Origin of the sequence: Natrialba taiwanensis DSM 12281, from assembly GCF_000337595.1 — an archaeon.
GTDB classification, from domain to species: Archaea; Halobacteriota; Halobacteria; order Halobacteriales; family Natrialbaceae; genus Natrialba; species Natrialba taiwanensis.
In genome coordinates, this window is the sequence record NZ_AOIL01000042.1 from 172,249 (window position 1) to 195,200 (window position 22,952).

General features: G+C 63.2%; 23 protein-coding genes. 17 read left to right on the forward strand and 6 right to left on the reverse strand.

Annotated features, from left to right (window positions below):
* Positions 1-51: 51 nt before the first annotated feature.
* The 8 genes from C484_RS11430 to C484_RS23040 all read left to right on the forward strand — a co-directional run bounded on the left by C484_RS11430 (position 52) and on the right by C484_RS23040 (position 6,150).
* Entirely contained in the window at positions 52-498 is a 447-nt protein-coding gene (locus tag C484_RS11430) for a DUF371 domain-containing protein (RefSeq protein ID WP_006826093.1), read from the forward strand.
* A gap of 52 nt (positions 499-550) precedes the next feature.
* Positions 551-730, forward strand: a complete 180-nt coding sequence (locus tag C484_RS11435; protein ID WP_006826094.1) for a hypothetical protein — start codon at positions 551-553, stop codon at positions 728-730.
* 69 nt (positions 731-799) lie between these two features.
* Positions 800-1,630, forward strand: a complete 831-nt coding sequence (locus C484_RS11440) for an endonuclease III domain-containing protein (RefSeq protein ID WP_006826095.1) — start codon at positions 800-802, stop codon at positions 1,628-1,630.
* A gap of 141 nt (positions 1,631-1,771) precedes the next feature.
* Entirely contained in the window at positions 1,772-2,914 is a 1,143-nt protein-coding gene (locus tag C484_RS11445) for an ABC transporter substrate-binding protein (protein ID WP_049915353.1), read from the forward strand.
* Positions 2,915-2,978: 64 nt separating this feature from the next.
* Entirely contained in the window at positions 2,979-4,112 is a 1,134-nt protein-coding gene (locus tag C484_RS11450; protein WP_006826097.1) for an ABC transporter ATP-binding protein, read from the forward strand.
* Positions 4,113-4,126: 14 nt separating this feature from the next.
* Positions 4,127-5,056 (forward strand): ABC transporter permease, encoded by a 930-nt coding sequence (locus tag C484_RS11455; protein WP_006826098.1) that lies wholly within the window; start codon positions 4,127-4,129, stop codon positions 5,054-5,056.
* Positions 5,049-5,855 carry an ABC transporter permease gene (locus C484_RS11460; protein ID WP_049915357.1) on the forward strand — a complete coding sequence of 269 codons (807 nt, stop codon included), beginning with the start codon at positions 5,049-5,051 and terminating at the stop codon, positions 5,853-5,855. Before C484_RS11455 ends, C484_RS11460 begins: the two co-directional genes overlap by 8 nt.
* Positions 5,856-5,931: 76 nt before the next feature.
* The gene (locus C484_RS23040) at positions 5,932-6,150 is read left to right on the forward strand and encodes a hypothetical protein (RefSeq protein WP_152422703.1); all 219 of its coding nucleotides are present in this window, start codon (positions 5,932-5,934) and stop codon (positions 6,148-6,150) included.
* 29 nt (positions 6,151-6,179) lie between these two features.
* Here C484_RS23040 and C484_RS11465 read toward each other — a convergent pair whose 3' ends face one another.
* A complete protein-coding gene (locus tag C484_RS11465; protein WP_006826100.1) occupies positions 6,180-6,383 on the reverse strand; it encodes a hypothetical protein in 204 nt (67 codons plus the stop codon).
* Between the two features lie 322 nt (positions 6,384-6,705).
* Here C484_RS11465 and C484_RS11470 point away from each other — a divergent pair, with 322 nt between their 5' ends.
* Both C484_RS11470 and C484_RS11475 read left to right on the forward strand, forming a co-directional pair.
* Entirely contained in the window at positions 6,706-7,146 is a 441-nt protein-coding gene (locus C484_RS11470; RefSeq protein ID WP_006826101.1) for a hypothetical protein, read from the forward strand.
* A 72-nt stretch (positions 7,147-7,218) separates the two neighbouring features.
* Positions 7,219-7,905, forward strand: a complete 687-nt coding sequence (locus C484_RS11475) for an RNA ligase partner protein (RefSeq protein ID WP_006826102.1) — start codon at positions 7,219-7,221, stop codon at positions 7,903-7,905.
* A gap of 48 nt (positions 7,906-7,953) precedes the next feature.
* On the opposite strand, the gene C484_RS11480 is transcribed toward C484_RS11475, so the two are convergent.
* Positions 7,954-8,220, reverse strand: a complete 267-nt coding sequence (locus tag C484_RS11480; protein ID WP_006108897.1) for an elongation factor 1-beta — start codon at positions 8,218-8,220, stop codon at positions 7,954-7,956.
* Between the two features lie 9 nt (positions 8,221-8,229).
* Positions 8,230-8,409 (reverse strand): HVO_2753 family zinc finger protein, encoded by a 180-nt coding sequence (locus tag C484_RS22340; RefSeq protein WP_006666601.1) that lies wholly within the window; start codon positions 8,407-8,409, stop codon positions 8,230-8,232.
* A 507-nt stretch (positions 8,410-8,916) separates the two neighbouring features.
* Between C484_RS22340 and C484_RS11485 the strand changes: the two genes are divergently transcribed.
* A complete protein-coding gene (locus tag C484_RS11485) occupies positions 8,917-10,266 on the forward strand; it encodes an Nre family DNA repair protein (protein ID WP_006826103.1) in 1,350 nt (449 codons plus the stop codon).
* Positions 10,267-10,365: 99 nt separating this feature from the next.
* On the forward strand, positions 10,366-10,635 hold the full coding sequence (locus C484_RS11490; protein ID WP_006826104.1) for a hypothetical protein: 270 nt from the start codon (positions 10,366-10,368) through the stop codon (positions 10,633-10,635).
* A gap of 1,723 nt (positions 10,636-12,358) precedes the next feature.
* Here the strand turns inward: C484_RS11490 and C484_RS11500 are convergent.
* The 3 genes from C484_RS11500 to C484_RS11510 form a co-directional block, all read right to left on the reverse strand.
* Complete coding sequence (locus C484_RS11500; protein ID WP_006826106.1) at positions 12,359-13,465, reverse strand: AI-2E family transporter; 1,107 nt, start codon at positions 13,463-13,465, stop codon at positions 12,359-12,361.
* Positions 13,466-13,552: 87 nt separating this feature from the next.
* Positions 13,553-14,017 (reverse strand): DUF302 domain-containing protein, encoded by a 465-nt coding sequence (locus C484_RS11505; RefSeq protein ID WP_006826107.1) that lies wholly within the window; start codon positions 14,015-14,017, stop codon positions 13,553-13,555.
* A 255-nt stretch (positions 14,018-14,272) separates the two neighbouring features.
* Positions 14,273-14,467, reverse strand: a complete 195-nt coding sequence (locus tag C484_RS11510) for a cold-shock protein (protein ID WP_006108889.1) — start codon at positions 14,465-14,467, stop codon at positions 14,273-14,275.
* A 573-nt stretch (positions 14,468-15,040) separates the two neighbouring features.
* On the opposite strand from C484_RS11510, the gene C484_RS11515 reads away from it, so the two are divergent.
* The 5 genes from C484_RS11515 to C484_RS11535 all read left to right on the forward strand — a co-directional run bounded on the left by C484_RS11515 (position 15,041) and on the right by C484_RS11535 (position 22,925).
* Positions 15,041-17,359: an amino acid permease gene (locus C484_RS11515; RefSeq protein WP_049915392.1), complete on the forward strand. Its 2,319-nt coding sequence runs from the start codon at positions 15,041-15,043 to the stop codon at positions 17,357-17,359.
* 233 nt (positions 17,360-17,592) lie between these two features.
* A complete protein-coding gene (locus tag C484_RS11520; RefSeq protein ID WP_006826109.1) occupies positions 17,593-19,923 on the forward strand; it encodes an amino acid permease in 2,331 nt (776 codons plus the stop codon).
* 77 nt (positions 19,924-20,000) lie between these two features.
* Positions 20,001-20,942 carry an NOP5/NOP56 family protein gene (locus C484_RS11525; RefSeq protein ID WP_006826110.1) on the forward strand — a complete coding sequence of 314 codons (942 nt, stop codon included), beginning with the start codon at positions 20,001-20,003 and terminating at the stop codon, positions 20,940-20,942.
* The gene (locus C484_RS11530) at positions 20,935-21,582 is read left to right on the forward strand and encodes a fibrillarin-like rRNA/tRNA 2'-O-methyltransferase (protein WP_006826111.1); all 648 of its coding nucleotides are present in this window, start codon (positions 20,935-20,937) and stop codon (positions 21,580-21,582) included. The genes C484_RS11525 and C484_RS11530 overlap by 8 nt, the downstream gene beginning before the upstream one ends.
* A gap of 95 nt (positions 21,583-21,677) precedes the next feature.
* A complete protein-coding gene (locus C484_RS11535; protein ID WP_006826112.1) occupies positions 21,678-22,925 on the forward strand; it encodes an outer membrane protein assembly factor BamB family protein in 1,248 nt (415 codons plus the stop codon).
* Positions 22,926-22,952 lie beyond the last annotated feature (27 nt).

Below are 22,952 nucleotides of genomic sequence, written 5' to 3' on the forward strand. Positions count from 1 at the left end.
GGAACGATCGAAGTCGCACCTGTTTTCTGCACCAGGGCCCGTCGCTCGGGTATGACCGGCGATTCGGACGACGGGGGCGAGAGCTACGAGGAAATCATCCACGCAACCGGACACGAACACGTTAGCGCCGCCCACGCGAGCACCTTCGAGATAACGACCGACGACTACCTGACCCCCGCGGGCGACTGTATCCTCGCGATCGACGCCGACCGCGCGCCCGCGGACTTTGATCCCGAGTTCGTCGCCGCGTGCCGGGACGCGGACGCGACGATTACCGTCACCATCGAGGCCGACGGCCACCGCGAGTCGGTCACGGGCCGTGGCCATCCCGACCTCGAGTTCACCAACGAGCGCAGCGCGGTCGGGCGGACCAGCGACTACGTCGACGATCGAACGGTCGTGGTCGGGGCTTCGTTCGCCGCCGAGGGATTCGATCGTGAACTCGTCGCGGCGCTTGCTTCGGGTACCGAGACGACGGTGACGCTGACGGTCGAGTAGCGACTCGGCAGACGGCCAGAACACCAATATGGAAGAGCACTCATCGATCAGTATGTCACAACGCGTTATCTGTCCGCACTGCGAGACGAAAGTCGGTGTTGACATCAACCGCATGGTCCTTCGAACGCGCGAACGGACCGGTTCGATGACCGACGGCTACGATCGGTCGGCGACGTGTTGCGAGTGCGGGGAGAAATTCGCCTGCAAGGTCGAAGATCCGCTTAGCCACTGATCTGTGCTGCGTTCCGTGTTGCAGTCCAGGAGAGAAAGACCGATAGTCATTGCTCGCTGAAACTGACCTATGAGCGACGAGTCGACTCCGAACTCGGACCCGGAGCCAGCCGTCAATATCAGCGGCGGAACGACGGGCGGCGGCATCGACGCCGAGTTCAACCCTGCAAGCGCGGATACCCGGGCGGAACGCGTCGTCGATCGGCTCGGCGAACGATACTGGCAGAAGACCTACGGCGGGCAAGATGCCTTTCCCTGTCTCGTCCGCACCATCTTGAGTCAGAACACGAGCGACAAGGCAAGTCAGCCGGCTCATGACGCCCTGATTGACCGCTACGGCGGTTCCGATGCCGATCTCGCCGCTGAACTCGCCGCCGCGGAACAGTCGCGACTCGCCGAGACGATCAGTTCCGCCGGGCTCTACAACCAGAAATCCGAGATGATAATCGGTGCCGCCGAGTGGGTTTGTGACGAGTTCGGCTCGGCGGCTGCGTTCGACGCCTTCGTCGCGGACAAAGCGCCCGGTGAGGTCCGCGAGACGCTGCTTGACGTTCGCGGCGTCGGCCCGAAGACGGCCGACTGCGTGTTGCTCTTTGCTGGTGGTCGCGGCGGCGTCTTCCCGGTCGATACCCACGTGCACCGGATCTATCGGCGGCTGGGGATCGCGCCGCCGGACGCGGATCACGAGGACGTGCGCGAGGTGGTAGAAGACGAGGTACCGACCGCGAAGTGCGGGTTCGGCCACACCGCGACGATCCAGTTCGGCCGCGAGTTCTGTACGGCGCGGAAGCCGGCCTGTCTCGACGATCCGGAGGCGTGTCCGATGGCCGACATCTGCGATCAGGTCGGCGTTTACCCCGCGACCGACGAGGTCGTTGATCCCGCCGAAACAGTAGAGTGAGGACGCCGGCCCGGTGGTAGCTCAGCGGTCGGCTTCGCTCTGCGTCGTCGACTCCGCTCCTGAACTCGTTTCGTGTCGCCGAGATGTTTTTCGAATATCACAACGGTTTTATGTCGCAACCCGGGTAGAACCGTGGCACCAATGGCTGCAGGCCCAGAACGGGATGCAGAGACCAGTAAAACAAAGTCAGCGATTGAGTCGAGAACTGAATCTGTGGGCAAATCGACATCGAGACGCCGGCTACTGTCCGCAACGGCGGTGGGATCTGTTACCGCACTCGCCGGGTGTGCCAAATTACTCGGGCACGGAGATCCGTTGCGCGTGAGTATCTGGAGCGGGAATTATGCGGATCGATTCGAAGAGGGCGTCGTCGGGCGGTACGAAGACGAGTTCGAAACGCCGATCGAGATCTATCCCGGCTGGAACAACATCCTTACGGATATCCAGACGGCACCAGCGGACGACCCGCCGTTCGACGTGACCGTCGCCGAGGGGAATTTCTACTACTACGGTCGCCAGGACGATCTCTTCGAGCCGATTCGGACGGAGAACGTTCCCAACGCCGAGGAGATCATCGACTTCTATCGGGAGATGCGCAACACGGAGTACGGGCTGCCGGTCGACGGCGCACCCTGTACGATCATCCACCGAGAGGATGCGGATATCGATCCCGAAACCTGGGGCGACCTCTCGTCAACCGCCATCGAATCGAGTTCGGGAATCGGCGTCGATACCGGGTTCTGGTGGTATCCCCTCTACGCTGCGGCGATCGGCATGGACGAGGAAGACGGTGCCGGGGAGATGCACGATACGGCGTACCACGAGGACGTGCTCGCCCAGGTCGCAGACTGGAACGTCCAGAGCTGGGCGAGTTCGGGCGAGGACATCTGGCAGGCGTTCGAGAACGGCGTCATCGACGCGGCCCAGTGGTACTACGACCAGACGGCCTACGACATCCAGGACTACGACGGGCTGACTCACACGATGCCGGAGCAGACGACGGGCTGGCTCAACAACTGGTGTGTCGTCCGCGGAACCGACAAGCGAGACGAGGCCGAGCAGTTCATCAACTTCCTGCTCGATTCCGACGTGCAGTCTGCGTGGTCCGAGAGTCACCCGATGGTGTTCAGTAACGAGAACATCGAGTACGCCAGCGGCCTGGAGGAGGACCTCCCGACGACGACCGAGGAAGCACAGAACATCGCGTTCCCCGACTGGGAGTTCCTCTCCGAACACAACGCGACCCTCTCCGACGAGTTCACGAGTATCCAACAGCGTTCCTGATTGCATCAGCGAAAGATCACAGCACGAGTGTCCAAGTTCTGAGTGAACACGATATCAGATACCAATGTCAGAGATCACGCTACACGACCTCGAAAAGCAGTATGGCGAAACGACCGCCGTCGAAGACGTTTCGGTCGAGATTCGGGACGGCGAACTGTTGTGCCTACTCGGCCCGAGTGGAAGCGGAAAGTCCACGACGCTCCGCATGATCGCCGGGCTCGAGACGCCGACAAGCGGCACCATCTCGATCGAGGCGGACGACGTTACCGACCAGCCAGCCTACGAACGAAACACCTCGACCGTCTTCCAGGACTGGGCGCTGTTCCCGCACAAGTCCGTCCTCGAGAACGTCGCGTTCGGACTGAAAATGCGTGGCATGTCGAAAGACGACCGTCAAAAACGAGCGCAGTCGATGCTCGAACGCGTCCAGATGGGCGGCTACGGCGACGACGACCCGACGAACCTGAGCGGCGGCCAGAAACAACGCGTCGCCCTCGCTCGCTCGCTCGCGGTCAATCCCGATGTCCTCTTGCTCGATGAGCCGCTGTCGAACCTCGACAAACGGCTCCGCGAAGACATGCAGATCGAACTTCGCGAGATCCACGAGGACTTAGAGGAAACGTTCGTCCACGTCACGCACGACCAGGACGAGGCGTTCACGCTCGCCGACCGGATCGGCATCATGAACGAAGGCGAACTCGTCCAGGTCGGCGACCCCGACGAGGTCTACGAGAACCCGAAGAATCGCTTTATCGAGGCTTTCCTCGGCGACACCAACTTCGTCGACGCCGTCGTCACGCGCACGAGTTCGGACGCCGTTCACGTCGATACCGAACTCGGTACTGAACTCGTCTTACCGACGGACGGTGAACCGGATGTCGACGAGGGAACCGGGCTCACGCTGTCGCTGCGTCCCGAAATCCTCTCGATCAACGGCGAGGGTCGCCCGGAGGCGGCCGGCAAACAGCCGGTCGCCACGGATGGAAGCGCACACAACGCCGTCACCGGCACGGTCGAAAACGTCATCTACCGCGGGTCGACCGTACGCTACTCCGTCTCGATCAACGGATCGTCCATGTTCGCCGAACGAACCGACGCGAGCACCGGTGCTCACGCCGCCGGCGACGACATTCGACTCGAGTGGGACGGTGAGGACGCGCTCGCGTTCAGTGACGATGGCACACGCGTTACCCTATAACACCTGAGATACCAATGACTACTACGAACACGCACGACCCGAGTTCGTTCGACCGAATTCGAGATGCGGTCATCGGCCAGTCGAACTCGCGGCGGGCGCTGCTGTTGATGGCACCGCTGATCGCGTTCGAGTTGCTGGTCTTCGTGATTCCGTTCTTCATCCTGCTGCGGATTAGCGTCGCATCCGGATCAGCCGATCTCCCCTACGAATCGGGAACGTGGTCGCTCGATGCGTATTCGTCGGTGATCGAGAACATCCTCTCGTTCGATCTCTTCTGGAGTATTCTTGTCTATTCGTTCGTCTTGGGCGGGGCCGTGACGATCGTAACCGTCGGTATCGCCCTGTTCTACGCGTACGCGATCTGGCGCTCGAACGGCCTCGTCAAGTCGCTCCTGTTGTTCTCGGTTATCCTGCCGCTGCTTACGACGTTGGTCATCCGGACCTACGCGTTCACGCCGCTGCTCTCGCCGACGGGCACGGTAAACGACATTCTGCTCTCGTTGAACCTCGTCTCGGAACCGATTCAGTTCGTGCCGGGTATAGTCGGTGCCGGGATCGGCCAACTCTACATCGTCCTTCCGTACGCCGTCCTGGCGATTTACAGCGTGATGGCGACGATCGACTGGGACATCGTCGAGGCGGCACGCGACCTCGGCGCGAGTCGGCCGCGGTCGGTGGTCGAAGTCGTCGTCCCCCAGGTGATGCCGGGCGTGATCGTCGCGACCGTCATCTCCTTCGCCTGGAGCGTCGGCTCGTACGCGGCGCCGGGGCTGCTCTCGGAGAATCTCACGTTCGCGATCTACATCGAAACGCTCTTGCTGACCGATCAGCGCTATCCCGTCGCGGCCGCCTTTTCGGTCATCATGCTCGTCCTGATGCTCATCAGCACGGGCGTGCTCTTTGCGATCCTCAACCGCTTCGGAGGTGACTTCGACCTTGCATAGAGAAACCGTCGAAAACCGCGTGTTCCGCGCCAGCTACCTGGCGCTGCTGGTGTTTATGCTGTTGCCGCTGTTCGTCGTCGTCGTCACGTCGTTCTCGCAGGCGGGCCGGCTCGCCTTCCCGCCCGAGAGCTACTCGCTCGCCTGGTACGGCGAGTTCTTCGAGAGCACGCGCTGGCTCAGAGCCTTCACGAACAGTATTCTCATCGGCGTCGGGACGGCGCTGCTCGCGTCGTTCCTCGGCGTGACCGGGGCCTTCGGGCAGGAACTCGACACCGACGACTCCCTCGGGGCGATACTGCAACCGCTCGTTCTGATCCCGCTGTTGATCCCGCCGGTGGTCCTCGGCATCACGCTGTTGATGTACTTCAGCGAGGTCGGCCTGCGCGGCTCCTACGCGAGTATCATCCTGGCGCACACGCTCTGGGCGACGCCGCTCGTCTACTTCGTCATGCGGTCGGTCTTTAGCCGGTTCGACTGGCAGCAACTCGACGCGGCCCACGACCTCGGTGCGGGACCCGTGCGCTCGTTCGTCCACGTCGTTCTGCCGAACGTGAAACACGGCATCCTCGTCGGCGCACTGCTCGCGTTCATCATCAGCCTCCAGGAGTTCGTGATGGCGCTGTTCCTCTCGACGCCGAGCACGACGACGATTCCGGTGCTCGCCTGGACGCAGATCCGCCAGGCGCTCGATCCGATGGTGAGCGTCGTCTCGACGTTCCTCATCTTGATCTCCCTCGGGGCGATCGTTATCGCGGCGATCGCGACGAACCTGGAGTGGCTGTCGAAGCAACTCTCCTGAACTCGGCGTTTCCGAGCGCAACGGCCGTTCTCCGCGTTTCTCTCGGTGATTTCGGGACCGCGTGCTGTCGATAGTGATGAGTCGTCTCGTGACGAGTTACGAGTTCAGTGAAGCGCGTGCGAGTTCACCCGAGCGTCGCGTTTGCGGGCCGAGTTGTGCGGTAGTGTCGGTAGCTGTCGCCGTGGTTCCGATGGTTGTGGTGGTGACAGTGATGGCGATGGTCGTCTCGAACACTCCCGCCAACTCGGCTGACCGCCGCGACCCGAGTTCACCACCGCGGCTGCGACGCGGCTGAACTCGGATCGTGAACTCGGTTCGCGAGGATCAGTCGGACCCGGATCGGTCGGGGTCCGGCGGGGCGACGCGACAGCCGCAGGGGCCGGCCACGGCCTCGCCCGGACCGATCATGGTGGTCTGCGTGATGGGTGTCCCACAGCGGGGACAGCGCGGGAGGCTGACGGTCTCCGAACCGTCCGTCGTCCCGGTGTCGCCGCTCTGCGCATCGCTCGCGCCGGTGTCGTCGGTCATGCCGACCGGCACCTCGTTTCTCCTGTTCTCTCGACAGAACGCGTTGCTACTGATCGGATTGATCGATGCGTCAGTCGTGCGGGATGTTTATATCCCGTGAGAATGTACGCAAACATGGCTTCGAGCTGCGCGTTAGAAGCCACGTCTCGGATGCTCCAACATCCGGGACATTTCCATGTCCGATGTGGCTTCCGTTCTAATTGTTGATCGGTAGTGACTTATATCTACCGTTGACCAACAGGAACGAGTTCGTGCGGACGGCGCGTCGACCGGTGGGAGCCAAGCGGAATTCTCATCGGGCTGGGGGACCAACTGACGGGCAATGCGAATCGAACTCCGCGTCTGTCAGCACTGTCTCGACGGCGATCATGCGAGCGCTCAGAAGTCGGAACTCCTCCAGGACATGGTCGATTGCGCCGAGAAGATCCAGGAGTACAAGGAGGTTCTCGATCTCGACGCCGTCCACATCCGTCGCGTCCGCGACGACGAACCCGGCAAGCCCGAGGCGCTGCCGGTCGTCGCCGCGACGATTCAGAACGACCAGATCGTCCTGAACGACACGCAACTCGTCGCCGAGGGACAGGACGGAAACATGCTCCTGTACGCAAATCCCGACGACATCCTCACGGTGCTTGCAGGCAATATCGACGAAATCAGCAAGGCCGTCACCGAAGACGTGACCGTCGACCTCTCCGACCGCGGCGCACAGATCGTCTCCCAGGCCGATCTGGGTGCCAACCGCAACCAGCAACCCGACCCGTGACGTAACTGCCTCTCGAGACCGGCTGCTCTCGCTGCGATGGGGTTATTTCCCCGTTCAACCCCTACATTCTCCATGGCCACGGCCACCTCCGGCGGGGCGTTCAAACAGCGGTTCGTCCTCGATACCTCGCTGTTTCTCACCGAGGAAATCCGACGCGACGACGAGTCACTCGAACCGGCCATCCTTCGACTCCTCGAACTGATCGCGAACGCCCGACTCAACCTCGGCATCTCGTGTTACGTCCCGCCGACGATCCACGACGAGCTCACGACGATGCTCGCGGACCGCGAGGTCGACGACGCGGTTTTCTCCCGACTCAACACCTGGGTCATCCGTAAACACCCAGACCGGTACGCAGTCACGATCCCCGCCCACGTTGTCTACAGTTTCGTCGACGAGATGAGCGGCCGCGTCGACCGCGGCCTCCGCGTCTCCGAAACCGCAGTCCGTCGCGCCGAAACCGCAACCGACGAGACGGTTCCGGACCACGACCACAAGACCGAAACCGACGCGATCATCTCCGACCTCCGCGAGAAGTACCGCAGCGCCATGCGAACCGGCGTGCTCGACTCCCGAGAGGACTTCGACCTGCTGATCCTCGCTCGTGAACTCGACGCCGGCGTCGTCACCGAGGACACGGGTATCATCGACTGGACCGAGGACTTCGGCCTGCGCTACATCAGGGGCCGAGAGTTCCCGGACCTCCTCGAACAGTACCTCACGGCGATCGATTCCGACGCCAAACGAACCGTCGACTAACCGAACTGACACTCTCTCGAAAAGCGATCCGCAATCTGCAGTAGCGCGTTATATCCGACCGACGTTGTCGACATCGACGCTTTCGACGCCGTCAACGCCAGTGAAGTTCTCCTCGACGGTTTCCGTTCCGCCTGCACCGTCGGGGACGATCACGGTCGGGTACAGTGCGACGAGACCGAACGCGACCTCCTCACGTTCGACACCGTTGATCTTGGCACCCTCTGGAAGGGCGGTCTCGAGGCGCTCCTGGAGCGCGTCCAGGTCGATCTCTGGGCTGTCCGGCATGACCTTGATTTTGGCAGCTACTTTTCCCATTGTAACACCTCAGGGTCCCATAAACCCGCAGTCGGGGCACTCGTACAGGTTGCTCTGCTTGCGACACTTGGCACAGCGGTAAATCTGCTGGCCGCACTCCGGGCACTTGAACGCGGCTGCGTTCGTGCCGGCGATGTTGATCCCACAGGAGACGCAGGACCGTGTCTGGCGATCGTCCGTCGTACTCATACCCCTCCCTTTCCGCCCGCCGTTTTTAACGGTTGTCTTTTGCGCGTTCCAACCCGAACCCGAATCCGAACAGGATACCTCAACGCGCACGTGCACCTATAGTAGCAACTGAAACGATTTACACACTGATCGTACAGTAATCGTGCGATCAGGTGTACACTGACTGTCAGTGGCTACTATAGTTCAGCGGCCACCGAACCGGCTCCCTGCCGTCGGCTCACTCCCTTCGAGGATTCTCTGACTCAGAAAACGCCCGAGAGGTTACTTTATGTCCCGGGGGAAAGCAGTGAGTGCGGCCTGGTGCCCGCTGTCTGCTAGCCACTGGCTGCTGGCTGATTGGCGATGGTCGATTCGCGGTGCCCGATACTCGACCACCTCGCCCACCTGCCGGGCCGCTGCCTCTGACATTTCGCCTGGGGTCCACCGAGCACGATACCTCTAGCGATCGCTCGCGTGGGCCACCCAGCAACTCAACATTCAAACCCCAGCGCTCCCTATAGCGAGTGAATGCGCCTCGACGACTACATCGAGGAACTCGAACCCGACGAGGAGGCAAAACGCCGCCGCCTCGCAAAGGAAAAGTCCTACGCGATTACGGACCACCTGGAAGAGTTCGAACAGCGGTTTGACGACGCCCTCAGCGGCGACACCCTCGTCGGATCGACGGCACCCTCCATCTTCGTCGGTCGATCGAACTACCCCGACATTCCGATCGGCGTACTCTCGCCCGTCGGCGACGAGGACGCCGCCGAGGAGTACATCACCGACGGCAACTGGTACCAGCAGGGGTACGCCATCGACGACGTGCTCCAGCGCCGGACCGGCCTGCTGAACTCGAACAAGCGCGCGAACGTGGACTCGCCGAGCATCGCGAGCCGGCTCACCCCCTCGGTCCACGATAGCTGGGACGGCTTCGTCGGCGTCCAGCGCGAGGTCGCCATCGCGGATCGACCGGTCGACCTGGAGATCGGACTCGACGACACGCCCGACCTCAGTCTCGATGCGGGGACGGACGTTGCGACGCCACGGGGCCCGCGTGCAAACGCTCGCAACGCCGAACTCCGGGAGAACCCTTACGTCCCGAAACCGGTCAAGAAGACCTTAGAGGACGACGACTGGCAGGCCCAGGGCGCGATGACCTACCTCTACCGGCGCGGCTTCGACGTCTACGACATCAACTCGATCCTCTCGGCCGGCGCGCTCGGCGAGACCAAACAGCGCCGGCTCGTCCCGACGCGGTGGTCGATCACCGCCGTCGACGACACCGTCGGCCAGTTCCTCCGCGGCCGTATCCGGTCCGAGCCGAGCATCGACGAGGTGCAGGTTAGAGTCAACGAGTACATGGGCAACCGCTACTGGATCGTCCTCGCCCCCGGCAACTGGGAGTTCGAACTCGTCGAGATGAAAGCGCCGGGCAGCATCTGGAACCCGAACCAGAACGGCGACATCTGGCTCCAGAGTGCGAACGAGGGCTACGACGGCCGCACGAGCTACGTCGAAGAAACCGCCGGCGCGTACTACGCCGCGCGACTCGGCGTCCTCGAATACCTCGAGTCGATTGGCCGCCAGGCGAAGTGTCTCGTCCTCCGCGAGGTATCGGACGACTACTGGGCCCCCGTCGGCGTCTGGCAGGTCCGCGAAAGCGTCCGCAACGCCTTCGACGGCACGCCAGGCAGCGCGAGCACCCAGCCAGCCAGCAAGCGAGAATCGCTCGCGGGCGAGTTCGGCGAAGCCGAAACCTTCCACCAGGCAGTGGCGGAAATCGCACCGCAGTTACCGGTCTCCTACGCCCGACTCCAGCGCAAATCCGAACTCGCGGCGGGACTGCAGACGAACCTGAGCGCTTTTTCTCGCTGACTCCTGCTCGTCCCAACGTTAATACGAACCGGCGAGATGATGGGACGGCACAGCCGAAACGGGGGAACGCCTTTGACCGCACGGCGACTCGGTACCGGTATGCTCACACCGACTCCTGGGGCTCTCCCGCCCGACCTCGGCACCGCACTGGCCGCCCTTTTTCTCTTGTTCGGCGTTCCCACGCTCATCTTCGGCTTCATCTTCCTCTACACCGGGTACGTTCGCTATGACGCGGAACAATACCTCGCTGAACTCGACGTGACCGAAGACGACCCGGACACAGCACCGAGTTCAGACCGTGCGCACACGAGTTCACAGTCACAATCATGTTCGGACGGCACGAAATCGTCACAAACCGACAGCGAATAACCGATTTTCGCTCGAGCAACGGCCAGAACGCGGACGCTGATCGCTGAGACGCGGCGCTTCATCGTTGGCTACCCAACCTCCTGTACGGTAGGGAGACTGTGAGACGTGCATCCGTGGCGCTCGGTACCAGATTGCATGCTTAGAGGTAATAAACCATTGTTCTTTTATTCTCGTGCTGCATATCACGGTCAATGGCACTCGACTTTACGCCGATGTCGATCGACGAACTCGACCCAGAGCGCCGGCCCTCGTTCAGGCTGGCGCTCGTTCCGGTCTTGCTGATCGTCGTCTTCCTCGGCATCGGCTCGGCCGTGCTCGGGCTCGATCCGCACGCGCCGTTGCTCTGGAGTATCGTCGCAACAGGGGCCTACGGGTACTACCTCGGCTACTCCTGGGATGAACTCTACGAGGGGATTTCGAACGCCCTCATGATGGGGCTGCAGGCGCTTTTGATTATCTTCACTATCTACGCGCTCATCGCAACCTGGATCGACGCCGGGACGATTCCCGCGATGATGTACTACGGCCTCGAGTTGCTGTCGCCGTCGGTGTTCCTCCCCGTTGCAACGATCCTCGCCGCCGTCGTCGCGTTCGCGATCGGCTCCTCGTGGACGACGGTCGGGACCCTCGGCGTGGCGTTCGATTGCTCAGATCGGAAGAGCGGTTCAGCAGGNTCTGTCCGTGTTCATCCAGGCTTTCGGCAATGTCGTCAAGGACTTCGGTACGCTCGAGGCCCAACCCTCCCTACACGACGCTCTTCCGATCTGAGCAATATCTCTGGAGCCTACGCCGGTGACAAACAATCGCCGCTTTCGGACACGACGAACCTCGCGGCCGGCGTGACGAACACCGATCTGTACGATCACATCTACCGCATGCGAACGGGAACCGCGATCGCGTTCGGCATCACGGTCGCGCTCTTCGCGCTCCTCGGGCTCCAGACGAGCGGCTCCGTTCCCGGCGGCCAGATCGCCGAGATCCAGTCCGCGGTCGCGAGTTCGTATTCCCTTTCGCTGCTCGCGTTCCTTCCGCTCGTGCTCACCTTCGGCCTCGCGCTGCGGGGCTATCCCGCCCTCCCGACGCTCGTCGTCGGCGCGATCGCCGGCGCGCTGACGTCGGTCGTCGTCCAGGGCCACGGCTTCGTCGCCGCCTGGGAGGTTTTCATCGGCGGTACCGAACCCGCCACGGGCTCCGAACTCGTCAACGAACTCCTCAACGTCGGCGGGCTCACGGGTTCGGCCTGGACGATCACCGTCGTCGTCGCCGCGCTCTCCCTCGGCGGCCTGCTCGAGCGGACCGGCGTGCTCGCCGTGCTCGCCCATCACCTCTCGAAGGGCGTCGGCAGCTCCCGCGGTCTCATCGCCGGCACCGGACTGTCCGCCATCGCGATCAATGTTCTCACCGCCCAGCAGTACATGAGCATCGTCCTGCCGGGGATGACGCTGCGGAATCTCTACGACGAGTTCTCGCTCGACAGCGACGAACTCTCGCGCGCCGTCGAGGCCGCCGGGACGCCGACCGGCGCACTCATCCCGTGGCACGCCGGCGGGGTCTACATGGCCTCCGTGACCGGTGTCGGGACGCTCGAGTACGCGCCGTTCTACCTGTTCGGACTGCTCTCGCCGGTCGTGCTCTTCCTGATGACGCTGACGGGCGTCGGCGTCCCGTCGACGACCCGGTTCGACCAGCCCCAGCACGCGGACTGAGACGCGACGCTCGTCGATTACTGTTCCGCCGGCGGCGGTGTCGCTGCCTCCGGATTCGAAACGGGCTCCGTCGCCTGCCCGGCCGACTCGGATTGTGTCCGTCGCTGCGGTTCCAGCGATGTCTTGTTGAAGACGTTCAGTCCCGCTTTGAACACCGCTAACAGCACGGGACCGAGGAACAGACCCATAATGCCGAGCAGGTAGATCCCGCCGATAACGCCGACGATGATGACTGCCGGATGCAATCCAGAGCCCTTGTCGACGGCGTAGGCTCGCAGGTAGTTATCGACCAGCGACAGGACCGTGAGCCCGTACAGGAGCATCGCAACGGCACGAGCCGTTCCGCTTGTCAACAGCAGGTAGCCGACTGCGGGGGCCCAGACGAGCCAGACACCGACTGCGGGCAGAAAGGAGAGGATAACCATGATGACGGTCCAAAACGCGACGTTCGGAACGCCAAGGAGGTAGAATCCGAGTCCGCCGAGCAGTCCCTCGACGACCGCAACGAGGACGTGACTCTCGATGACCGCCCACGTGACCACGTAAATCTCGTCGAACAGTTCGTCCCGAACGCGATCCTCGAGCGGCACGACCTCGCGGAGCCAGTCGACGAGTTCGTCGCCGTCGGCGAGTAAGTAGTACAGCAGGAAGACGAACACGAGTAGGCCAACGCCCATCTCGATACCCCGGTTTATCAGGGCCGGCAGCTCTGAGAGGGCGATTTCGACGGCATTGGAGAGCGAGGCTTCGAGTTCGTCGAGGGCGGCGGTTTCGATCGATTGCACGCGCTCGGTGTCGAGACCGAACTCGTCGGTTGCGACGGTTCGGAGCCGGTCGAGCGTGGTGGCGACGTCCAGGTCGGTTGCAAACGAGACGACGGTGTTGAGGACGGCCAGCGAGACGATCAGGAGGGGGACGATGGCCCCGACGATAGCGAGTGCCGTGAGGGCGAGAGCGGCGATGCGAGCGCCGACGTAGGGTTCGAGCCGTTCGAACGCGGGATAGAGGATGAACGCGAGGAGCGCGGCACCCATCACGTACTGGAGAAGCGGTGCGACCATCAGGGCGGCGATTGCAGCGAGGACGAGGAGGAGGAGGGCGAAGGAGGTCGTTCGAACGTCCATACGCCTACGTGAACTGTTTGACACGTAAGTGTTGACATTCGATACTGTCTGGAACTCGTGATTGACGGGAAAAGAGCGCTGGCCCAGCTATTCCGACACGGCGGCGTCTGCAGACCTGAGTTCGTCGAACAGTTCGGCGGTGAGGTCGCCGGTCTCGTCGACGATCTCCGCCCACGCGTCGTTGTCGGGTGCCATGCCGAGCAGCCGCGCGATTTTCATAATCGAGATGTGGTACACCCGCTGGCGGCCCGGTTCCTCCTCCCAGACGATCACGTTACAGGGGAACAACCCGCCGATTTTCATCGTCTCGTCGAGTGCCCGATCCGCGATCTCGGGGTTGCAGGCACCGAGCACGTAGTAGGGGTCGCGCTCGGCGTCGACTTTCTCGTTCAACAGCTCCGAGGGGGAGAACTCGGCGGGGATACCGAAGCCGGTGTCCAGACAGACCTCGCGGACGTATTCGATCGCTTCCTCGTGGTCCATCTCGAGGACGGCCTGTTTCTCGCCGAACGCTTCTGAATCGATCGCCGCGGGGTCGATCGGGAGGCTCATACCAACCCGTTTCTCATCACGGGTCTTAATCGATGGGCATTCGGTGCTGTCGCCGAGAGCGAACTCGAACTGACAACACCGTTCTCACACCCGCTCTATCGCGTACCCGTTTCGCTGTATGTACCGTCGGCTACGCGAAAAGCGGTATCGATAGTCACACCACAAGCGCTACTCAGCGCACGTGTGTACTGACTCAGTCTGCGAGAAAAACGAAGTCACACAGTCTCGTCTGCTGACGATCCAGTGAACTCGTCGTTATTCGCGAACGACGTTCGTTGCGCGAGGGCCTTTGGGGGCCTGTTCAATGTCGAATTCGATCTCGGTCCCTTCCGTCAGATCCTCGCCGCCAACGTCTTCCATGTGAAAGAACACGTCGTCGTCAGCATCTTCCGTCTCGATGAAACCGTAGCCGCCTGTGTCGTTGAAGAAATCAACCGTGCCGTTTGCCATTGCAAATGAACAAAAGCCGAGTACACGGTTAAGTCTTCGGAAACTGTTCTCGAAATATCCAACCTACTATTCAAACATACTATTTCCGGGATACATAATGAATATTCGATCACGGGAAGAACCTCCCGGAAAATCGTCGCTGGTTCGGCACAATTACGCACCACTTCTGTGGTATCCTCGCTTCTCGCGGGTTCCGAGACCGATCCGTCGTCGAAAACGGACACTCGGTGCACGCCTTTGCTGGTTTCGGCCAGTCGCCGGCCGTAAAACCCGGTAGAACTGTTCGAGCGTCATCGCACTCGGCATCGACAGCACCCCTCGGAACTCCCGACCGGCAAACGAACCAGTTAAGAGGAAAGTCCCACTTCGGTCACGTATGTTTGAATTGTCGCGAAACGTCTCCGACCAGATGCAGCTTTCCCCGCTCCACCGCGTCCGCAGAGCATCGGGGTACAGCATCGACGAAGGATAGCGAATGAGCCACCACGCCACACCGTTCACAGCACTACCAATGACTCACTCACTCTCGATTCTCGATTCCTACGGACAGCGACAGTGGAGGCGATCGCACCGATGAGCGCCGCCGACGAAGAACTCGCCAAGGACCTCGGCCCGCTCGCCGCGCTCACCATCGGCGTCGGGACGATGATCGGTGCCGGCATCTTCGTTCTTCCCGGCACTGCCGTCGCTCAACTCGGCCCGCTCGCGGCGCTCGCGTTCGTTATCGGCGGCGTCGTTGCGATATTGACCGCTCTCTCTGCCTCCGAACTGGGGACCGCGATGCCGGTCTCGGGCGGCGCGTACTACTACATCAACGAGGGACTCGGCCCGCTGTTCGGCTCGATCGCCGGCTGGGGGAACTGGATGGGACTCGCGTTCGCCTCGGCGTTCTACATGTACGGCTTTGGCGAGTACGTCAACCAGTTCGTCTCGATCTCAGGGCTGGCGGTTGGCCCGGTCGCCCTCGAACCGGCGCAGATAATTGGACTGATCGGCGCAGCGTTTTTCATCTTCGTCAATTACGTCGGCGCGAAGGAGACCGGGCTCTTGCAGAACATCATCGTCATCCTTCTCATGCTGATTCTGGCAGTCTTTACGCTATCCAACCTGTTCAACGCCGAACTCGAAACGCTCCGGCCGGTTGACCCGTTCGGCTGGTCGCAGCTGTTCCCGGTGACAGGGCTCATCTTCGTCTCCTACCTCGGCTTCGTCCAGATCACCTCCGTCGGGGAGGAGATCAAGAACCCTGGAAAGAACCTTCCGCGGGCGGTCATCGGCAGCGTTCTTATCGTCACGGTGTCCTACGCCGTTATTTTGCTGGCGATGCTGGCGGCCGTCGAGACCGATGTGGTCGCGAACAATAAAACGGCGGTCGTCCATGTCGCGGAGCTTTTGATTGGCCCGCTCGGTGGGGGAGCGCTGCTGTTCGGCGGGCTACTCGCGACCGCGTCGTCGGCCAACGCATCGATTCTCGCCTCGTCGCGGATCAACTTCGCCATGGGTCGTGACAAACTCGTGTCGTCGAAGCTCAACGAGATCCACCCGCGCTTTGCAACGCCGTACCGCTCGATCGCGATCACGGGTGCACTCATCCTGGTGTTTCTCACGCTTGGCGACCTCGAAGCGCTATCCAATGCGGGGAGCATTCTTCATCTCGTCGTGTACGGACTCTTGAATATCGCGCTGATCGTGTTCCGGGAGGCCGAGCCGGCGGGATACGATCCCAGCTTTCGCGTCCCGCTGTACCCGATCACGCCGATTCTGGGGGCCGTCTTCTCGTTCGCGTTAATCGTTTTTATCGATCCGAAAGTCCTCCTCCCCTCGTTGGCGTTCGTCGTCTTTGGCGCGATCTGGTACCTGGTATACGCCCGATCGAAGATCGAAACCGGCGGCGTCCTCGGGCAGTACATCCTCGACCGCTCCGAGGAGTTCCCCGACGCGGCCGTCTCGGCGACGGCCTCGGTCCAGCCGACCGGAAACGATTACCGGGTAATGGTACCCCTGGCGAATCCGTCGACCCAGAAGCACCTCATCACGCTCGGGTCGGCGATTGCCGACCAGCACGACGGCACTGTCGTCGCCGTCAATATCGAGACGGTCCCCGACCAGACCTCGCTCGCGGCTGCACGCGATCAGAACGAACGGGAGCTGGCTGCCGATCTGCTCGAGCGGGCGCGGACCGATGCCGAAACCTACGGCGTCGACGTGGAAACGCATGCCGTGCTCTCACACCGCGGCTTCGAGGAGATGTTCGACGCGGCGACGCGATACGACGCCGACGTGTGTGTCATCGGCTGGGGGCCGGAAGCGACCGGCTCCGACGCCCGCATCGAAACGGCGATCGACGAGTTCACCCAGTCGTTGCCGTGTGATTTCCTGGTGTTCAGGGATCGCGGGTTCGATCCGGAACGGATTCTGCTGCCGACCGCCGGCGGGCCTGACTCCGATCTCGCGGCGGCGGTCGCCCGAACGCTGCGGGCGCAGTACGACAGCGAGTTGACGCTGCTGCACGTCGCCGAGGACCGCCGGCGGGGAGAGGCGTTCTTGCGGTCCTGGGCGGCCGAGCACGATCTCGAAGACGCGACGCGGCAGGTGGAGACCGGCGACGTACAGACCCGAATCGACGAGGCGGCTACCGACGCGACGCTGTTGATCATCGGGGCGACGGAGAAGGGCGTGCTCTCGCGACTCGTCCGGGGCTCGCTCGTGCTCGACGTGCTCGAGGAGGTCGAGTGTGCGGTTCTGCTCGCGGAGAAGAAACACACGCGAAGCATTCGCGATCGGCTGCTCGGAACGGCGGGTGGCGACGGCGAAAGCACCACCGACACGGGTGTCACGCCGGAGCCGTCGACGCCCGAGCGCGAGTCGGAATACACTCAGTCTCGTCCCTGATGTCCGCGTACTGACTGTCCCGATTTCGACATCGTTTGCGAAACCTGGGTATACTTTTTGACCGGATAATCTAAGGCCTAGAACGCCATTTGGATGGCGTACAGACGGGGTTGTTCGGAACTGAAACACGCCCGAGGATGTGTTTTGGAATCGAAACGGCAGCGAACCGACAGCAGACACCCGATGCGATTTCGAGGTCAGTCCTGTGCGGGACGGACCAGAGACAGCCACTGATGACGGATTCAACCGACGAACTCGCCAAGGACCTCGGACTGCTCTCAGCACTTGCAGTCGGCATCGGCACGATGATCGGTGCCGGCATCTTCGTCCTCCCGGGCGTCGCCGCCCAGGAAACGGGGCCGATCGTCGTCCTCTCGTTCATCATCGGCGGCCTGATCGCGATAGTCAACGCGTTCTCCGTCAGTGAACTCGGGACGGCCATGCCCAAAGCCGGCGGCGCGTACTACTACATCAACCGCGCGCTCGGGCCGCTGTTCGGTTCCATCTCGGGGATGGGCGACTGGATGGGACTCGCCTTCGCGAGCGCGTTCTACTGCATCGGCTTCGGCGGCTACCTCGCGACGCTACTCGACGGCGTCGTCGTCCCGATCCCCACCGTCGGCGAACTCGAGCTCCTCCCGACGCTCGTTCTCGGTCCGTTCACGCTCTCCGAGATCCAAATCGGCGCCCTGCTCGCCGGCGTCGTCTTCGTCGGCATCAACTATCTCGGCGCGAAGGAAACCGGCGGTATTCAAACCGCGATCGTGACGCTCCTCCTGGCGATCCTTACCCTCTTCGCCGTCGTCGGCTTCTTTTCTTTCGACTGGGGAACCGTCTATGTCGACGACAGCATCGCCCCGCTCGGCTACGGCGAACTCCTGCCAGGAACCGCGCTCGTGTTCGTCTCCTACCTCGGCTACGCGAAAATTGCGACCATCGGCGAAGAACTCGAGAATCCCGGCCGAAATCTGCCGATTGCTATCATCGGCAGCGTCGCGATCGTTATTGTGGTCTACGCGATCCTCGTCGGCCTGCTCGTCGGGATTATCCCCTACGATCTGCTCAGTGAGGAGACGCCGATGTCCGACGCTGCAAGCATCGTCTTCGACGGAAACCTCGGCATCGTCGGCGTCACCTCGATCACGCTCGCCGCCCTCCTCGCGACGGCATCGAGCGCGAACGCCTCGATTCTCGCCTCCGCACGGATCAACTTCGCGATGGGGCGCGACAAAATCGTCAGCGACTGGTTAAACGAGATCCACCCGCGCTTTGCAACGCCGTACCGCTCGATCGCGGTCACCGGCGCGATGATCCTCCTGTTCATCGCCGTTCTCGGCGGTCAACTCGAAGTCCTCTCGAAGGCCGCGAGCGTCCTTCACCTCATCGTCTACGCGCTCATCAACGTCGCGCTGATCGTCTTCCGAGAGACGGACGCTCCCGAGTACGATCCCGACTTCCGAGTCCCGCTGTACCCGTTCACTCCGATCCTCGGCTTCGTTCTCTCGCTCGGACTGATCTGGTTCATGAAAGCCGAAGAAATCGCGATCGGATTGCTCCTCGTCATCATCGCGGTCGGCTGGTACGGGGTCTACGCCCGCCACGAAACCAGTCGCGACGGAATCTTGAGCACCTATATTCTCTCGCGGTCCACGGAGATGCCGGATGTAGCGGTCTCGGCGGCAACTGCCGCAAAGCCGATCGGAACCGACGAGTTCACCGTCGTCGTACCGGTCTCAAATCCGAGAACGGAGTCGGCGCTGCTCTCCCTTGCGAGCGCGCTCGCGAAGGCGAACGGCGGGACCGTCACGGTGGTGCACATCGTCGAGGTTCCCGACCAGACGCCGCTCGAAGCGGGAGCGGAGCACGTGCAACGAATCGACGCGGAGTCACAGACGCTACTGGCGACCGTCCGCGAGCGGACGGAGACCTTCGACGTGCCGGTCGAGATCAAGACGGTGGTGTCCCACCGCTCGTTCGAGGAGATATTCAACGTCGCCAGGCGCGAGCGCGCCGATACCGTCGTCATGGGGTGGGGATCGGATCGGCCCTGGGAGGCAGGCCGGGCGGAACGCCCGATCGACGAACTCACGCACGATCTGCCGTGTGACTTTCTCGTCCTCGACGACGGCGAGTTCGATCCGGATCGGGTCCTGGTACCGACCGGCGGCGGGCCGAATTCGGATCTGAGCGCCGAGGTGGCCCGAGACCTGCGCGAGCAGGTCGGTGCCGAACTCACCCTCCTGCACGTGGTCGACGACGAATCGAGCAGGGCCGACGGCGAGGCGTTTCTCGCCGAGTGGGCGAGCGACCACGGTCTCGAAGACGCGGCGATCCGCGTCGATACGTCCGGAAACGTCGACTCCGCGATCGCGACGGCCGCCCGCGATCATTCCCTGACGATCATCGGTGCGACCGAGCGCGGCCTCCTCTCCCGACTGCTTCGCGGCTCGCTCGCCTACGATATCGCCGCCGAACTCGACCAGTCGGTCCTGCTGGCCGAGCGACCGACGTCGCGGTCGCTCCGGGATCGACTGTTCGGGCGACGGCGCGGGCGTGACGAGTAACCAGACGCGGGCCGGGATCGTCGGCCGCGCTCACCGTTCGGGAACGCATATACGAGCCCGGTCACTACGATAGCAGTATGACCGACAGCGCCGCCCGGACCGCGGGCTGGTTCGCGGACGTCGACCCCGACGAGTTCGATGGGCTCGACGATCGCGACGCCGGCGACGCCCGCGATGCTCGAGACGGGTCCACCGTAGTCACCGCGATTCGCGAGGGACAGACCGAAACACCGCAGGACTGGCCCACCCTGGCCGTCGACGACGAGTTCGCCGACGACGAGGCAGCCTACTACGACCGGCTCCACGACGCGACGATGGCCGCCACCCGAGCCGCCGTCACAGAGCGCGAGGCCGCGGATGACCGCCAGCTCGTCCACGCCGTCCGCGCCATGGACGACTGCGAGCGAACCGCGAACGAACTCGCCGAGCGCCTCGTCGAGTGGGCCGGCACCGTCGACCCCGACGCCGGCACCGGCGTTTCGTTCGCCCGCGAACTCGCACGCGGCGACCACGAACTCGAATCCGAATCGGAGCCGATCACGTCGCTGGCCGAACGCGTCGTCGATCTCGCGGACGAGGCCGCCGATCTTCGGGAGTTCGTCGAGCGTCAGACGCCGACTATCGCACCGAATCTGGCCGCGCTGGCCGGGCCGGTGCTCGCCGCGCGGCTGATCTCGCTGGCCGGCGGCCTCGAAGACGTAGCGAAAAAACCGAGCGGAACGATCCAGGTGCTCGGCGCGGAAGATGCGCTCTTTGCCCACCTTCGTGGCCACGCGCCCTCGCCCAAGCACGGGCTGATCTACGTCCACGACGCGGTTCGGGGCACGCACCCGGACGAACGGGGCTCGGCGGCGCGCGCCGTCGCGGGCAAACTCTCGATCGCCGCCCGCGTCGATCACTACTCCGGCGAACGCAAACCCGAACTCGACGCTGAACTCGCCGAGCGGATCGAGACGATTCAGGCGCGGACGGCCGAAGACGGCGACCGCGGTGACAGCGGAGGCGAAACGGATGAGTGACGACCTCCCCGCCGGCGTCGAACGCCACCCGTTCGACGGCACGGATCGACTCGCCACCCGCGGCGACCCCGTCTACGGCGAACCCACCGACGGCGACTGGCGCGCCTGGAACCCCACCCGCTCGAAACTCGGTGCCATGCTCGAACTCGAGATGGACACCGGACTTGAGGGCGGCGACGAGGAGACCGTCCTCTATCTCGGCGCGGCCAGCGGGACGACGGTGAGCCACGTCGCCGACTTCGCCGGCCCCACCTACGCCGTCGAGTTCGCCGCGCGACCCGCGCGGGACCTCCTCGAGACGGCCGCCTCGCGTCCCCGGCTGTTCCCGTTGCTCGCGGACGCCCGCAAGCCGGCGACCTATGCCCACGTCGTCGAATCGAACGTCGACGCCATCGTCCAGGACGTTGCGACGCGCGGCCAGGCCCGCGTGGCGCTCGAGAACCGCCGGTTCCTCGCCGACGACGGCCGACTGCTGCTCGCCATCAAGGCACGTAGCGAGGACGTGACGCGCGACCCCGAGGACGTGTTTGCAGACGTGCGCGCTGAACTCGAGGCGGAGTACGAGATACTGGAGACGAGCCGGCTCGAGCAGTACCACGCGGATCATCTCGGAGTTGTGGCCCGACCGCGGTCCCAGTAGGGCGGCAAGCAGGGTGGGAAGTAGCTGGAAGCCGTTCGACGATCCTGTTACAGAAAGACCATATATCGTGGTGACGGACAGTCGCACAGAGACGAATGAACGGACCGTGCGATCGGCGAACGTTTGTGACAAGTGCAGCGACCGGCTGTCTGCTCGGCCTGGCGGGGTGTCTGTCCGGATCGAGCGAGAAGGTAAGCGTCGACGACGCGACGCCGGACGTACCGTCGCCCGATCCGGACGCGAGCGTCTCGTGGGAGACGTTCCAGTACGACGCGGCGAACACGGGCGTTGCGCCGGGTGCAGGTCCGGCCCCCGGATCGTCCGGCGAAGTCGTTTCTCGGTGGGAGTTCGAGACCGGCGGTGGCGTCTACAGCAGCCCGGCAGTCGTCGACGGGACGGTCTACGTCGGTAGCGACGACGGCTCGCTCTACGCGATTTCGGCGTCGTCGGGAACCGAGCGCTGGTCGTTCGAGACGGGCGACTCGATAACGAGCAGTCCGGCGGTGGTCGATGGGACGGTGTACGTCGGGAGCGGCGACGGCGGCGTGTACGCGATTCCGGCCGAGAGCGACGCCAGCAATGGAACCCCGACACCGAAGTGGCGCGTCGAAACTGACGGAGCGGTCGCCGGGAGTCCGGCGGTGGTCGACGGCGTGGTCTATGTCGGGAGTAACGACGACTACCTGTACGCGATCTCGGCGGCCGACGGCGAGATACTGTGGCGGTTCGAAACCGGCGGGTCGGTAATGCGCGCGCCTGCAGCCGTTGACGGGACCGTCTACGTCGCCAGTACCGACGGCTCGCTCTATGCGATCGATACCGGCTCGGAAACCGAGCGCTGGCAGTTGGAGACGGACGACCGAATCCAGAGTCGACCGACGGTCGCCGACGGGGTGGTCTACGTCGGCAGCAACGACAACACGATCTACGCTGTCGAAGCCGACTCCGGCGAGATTCACTGGACGTTCCAAATCGAAGGTTCGGTAACGGCGAGCCCTGCTGTCACCGACCACGCGGTCTACGTCGGCGGATTCGATAACCGAGTTCATGCGCTCTCGCCTGCGGCCGGGTCCGAGTCGGCGGGTGACCAGCCGGCCGATCCAGCGAGCTATTTCTGGACCCACCGCGGCTTGAACGCCGTTCGAAGTAGTCCGGTCGTCGTCGGAGACGCGCTATATGTCGGCAACGAGGACGGCACCGTCACGTCGCTCTCGGCCGAGACGGGCGAGGAGAACTGGCAGTTCACCACGGGGAGGTGGGTTGCCGGGAGCCCCGCAGTCGTCGACGGTGTCGTCTACGTCGGAAGCGGCGATGGATCGGTGTATGCACTCGAGGAAGCCTGATCCCGGCGATTAAAACGTACTGCTGTA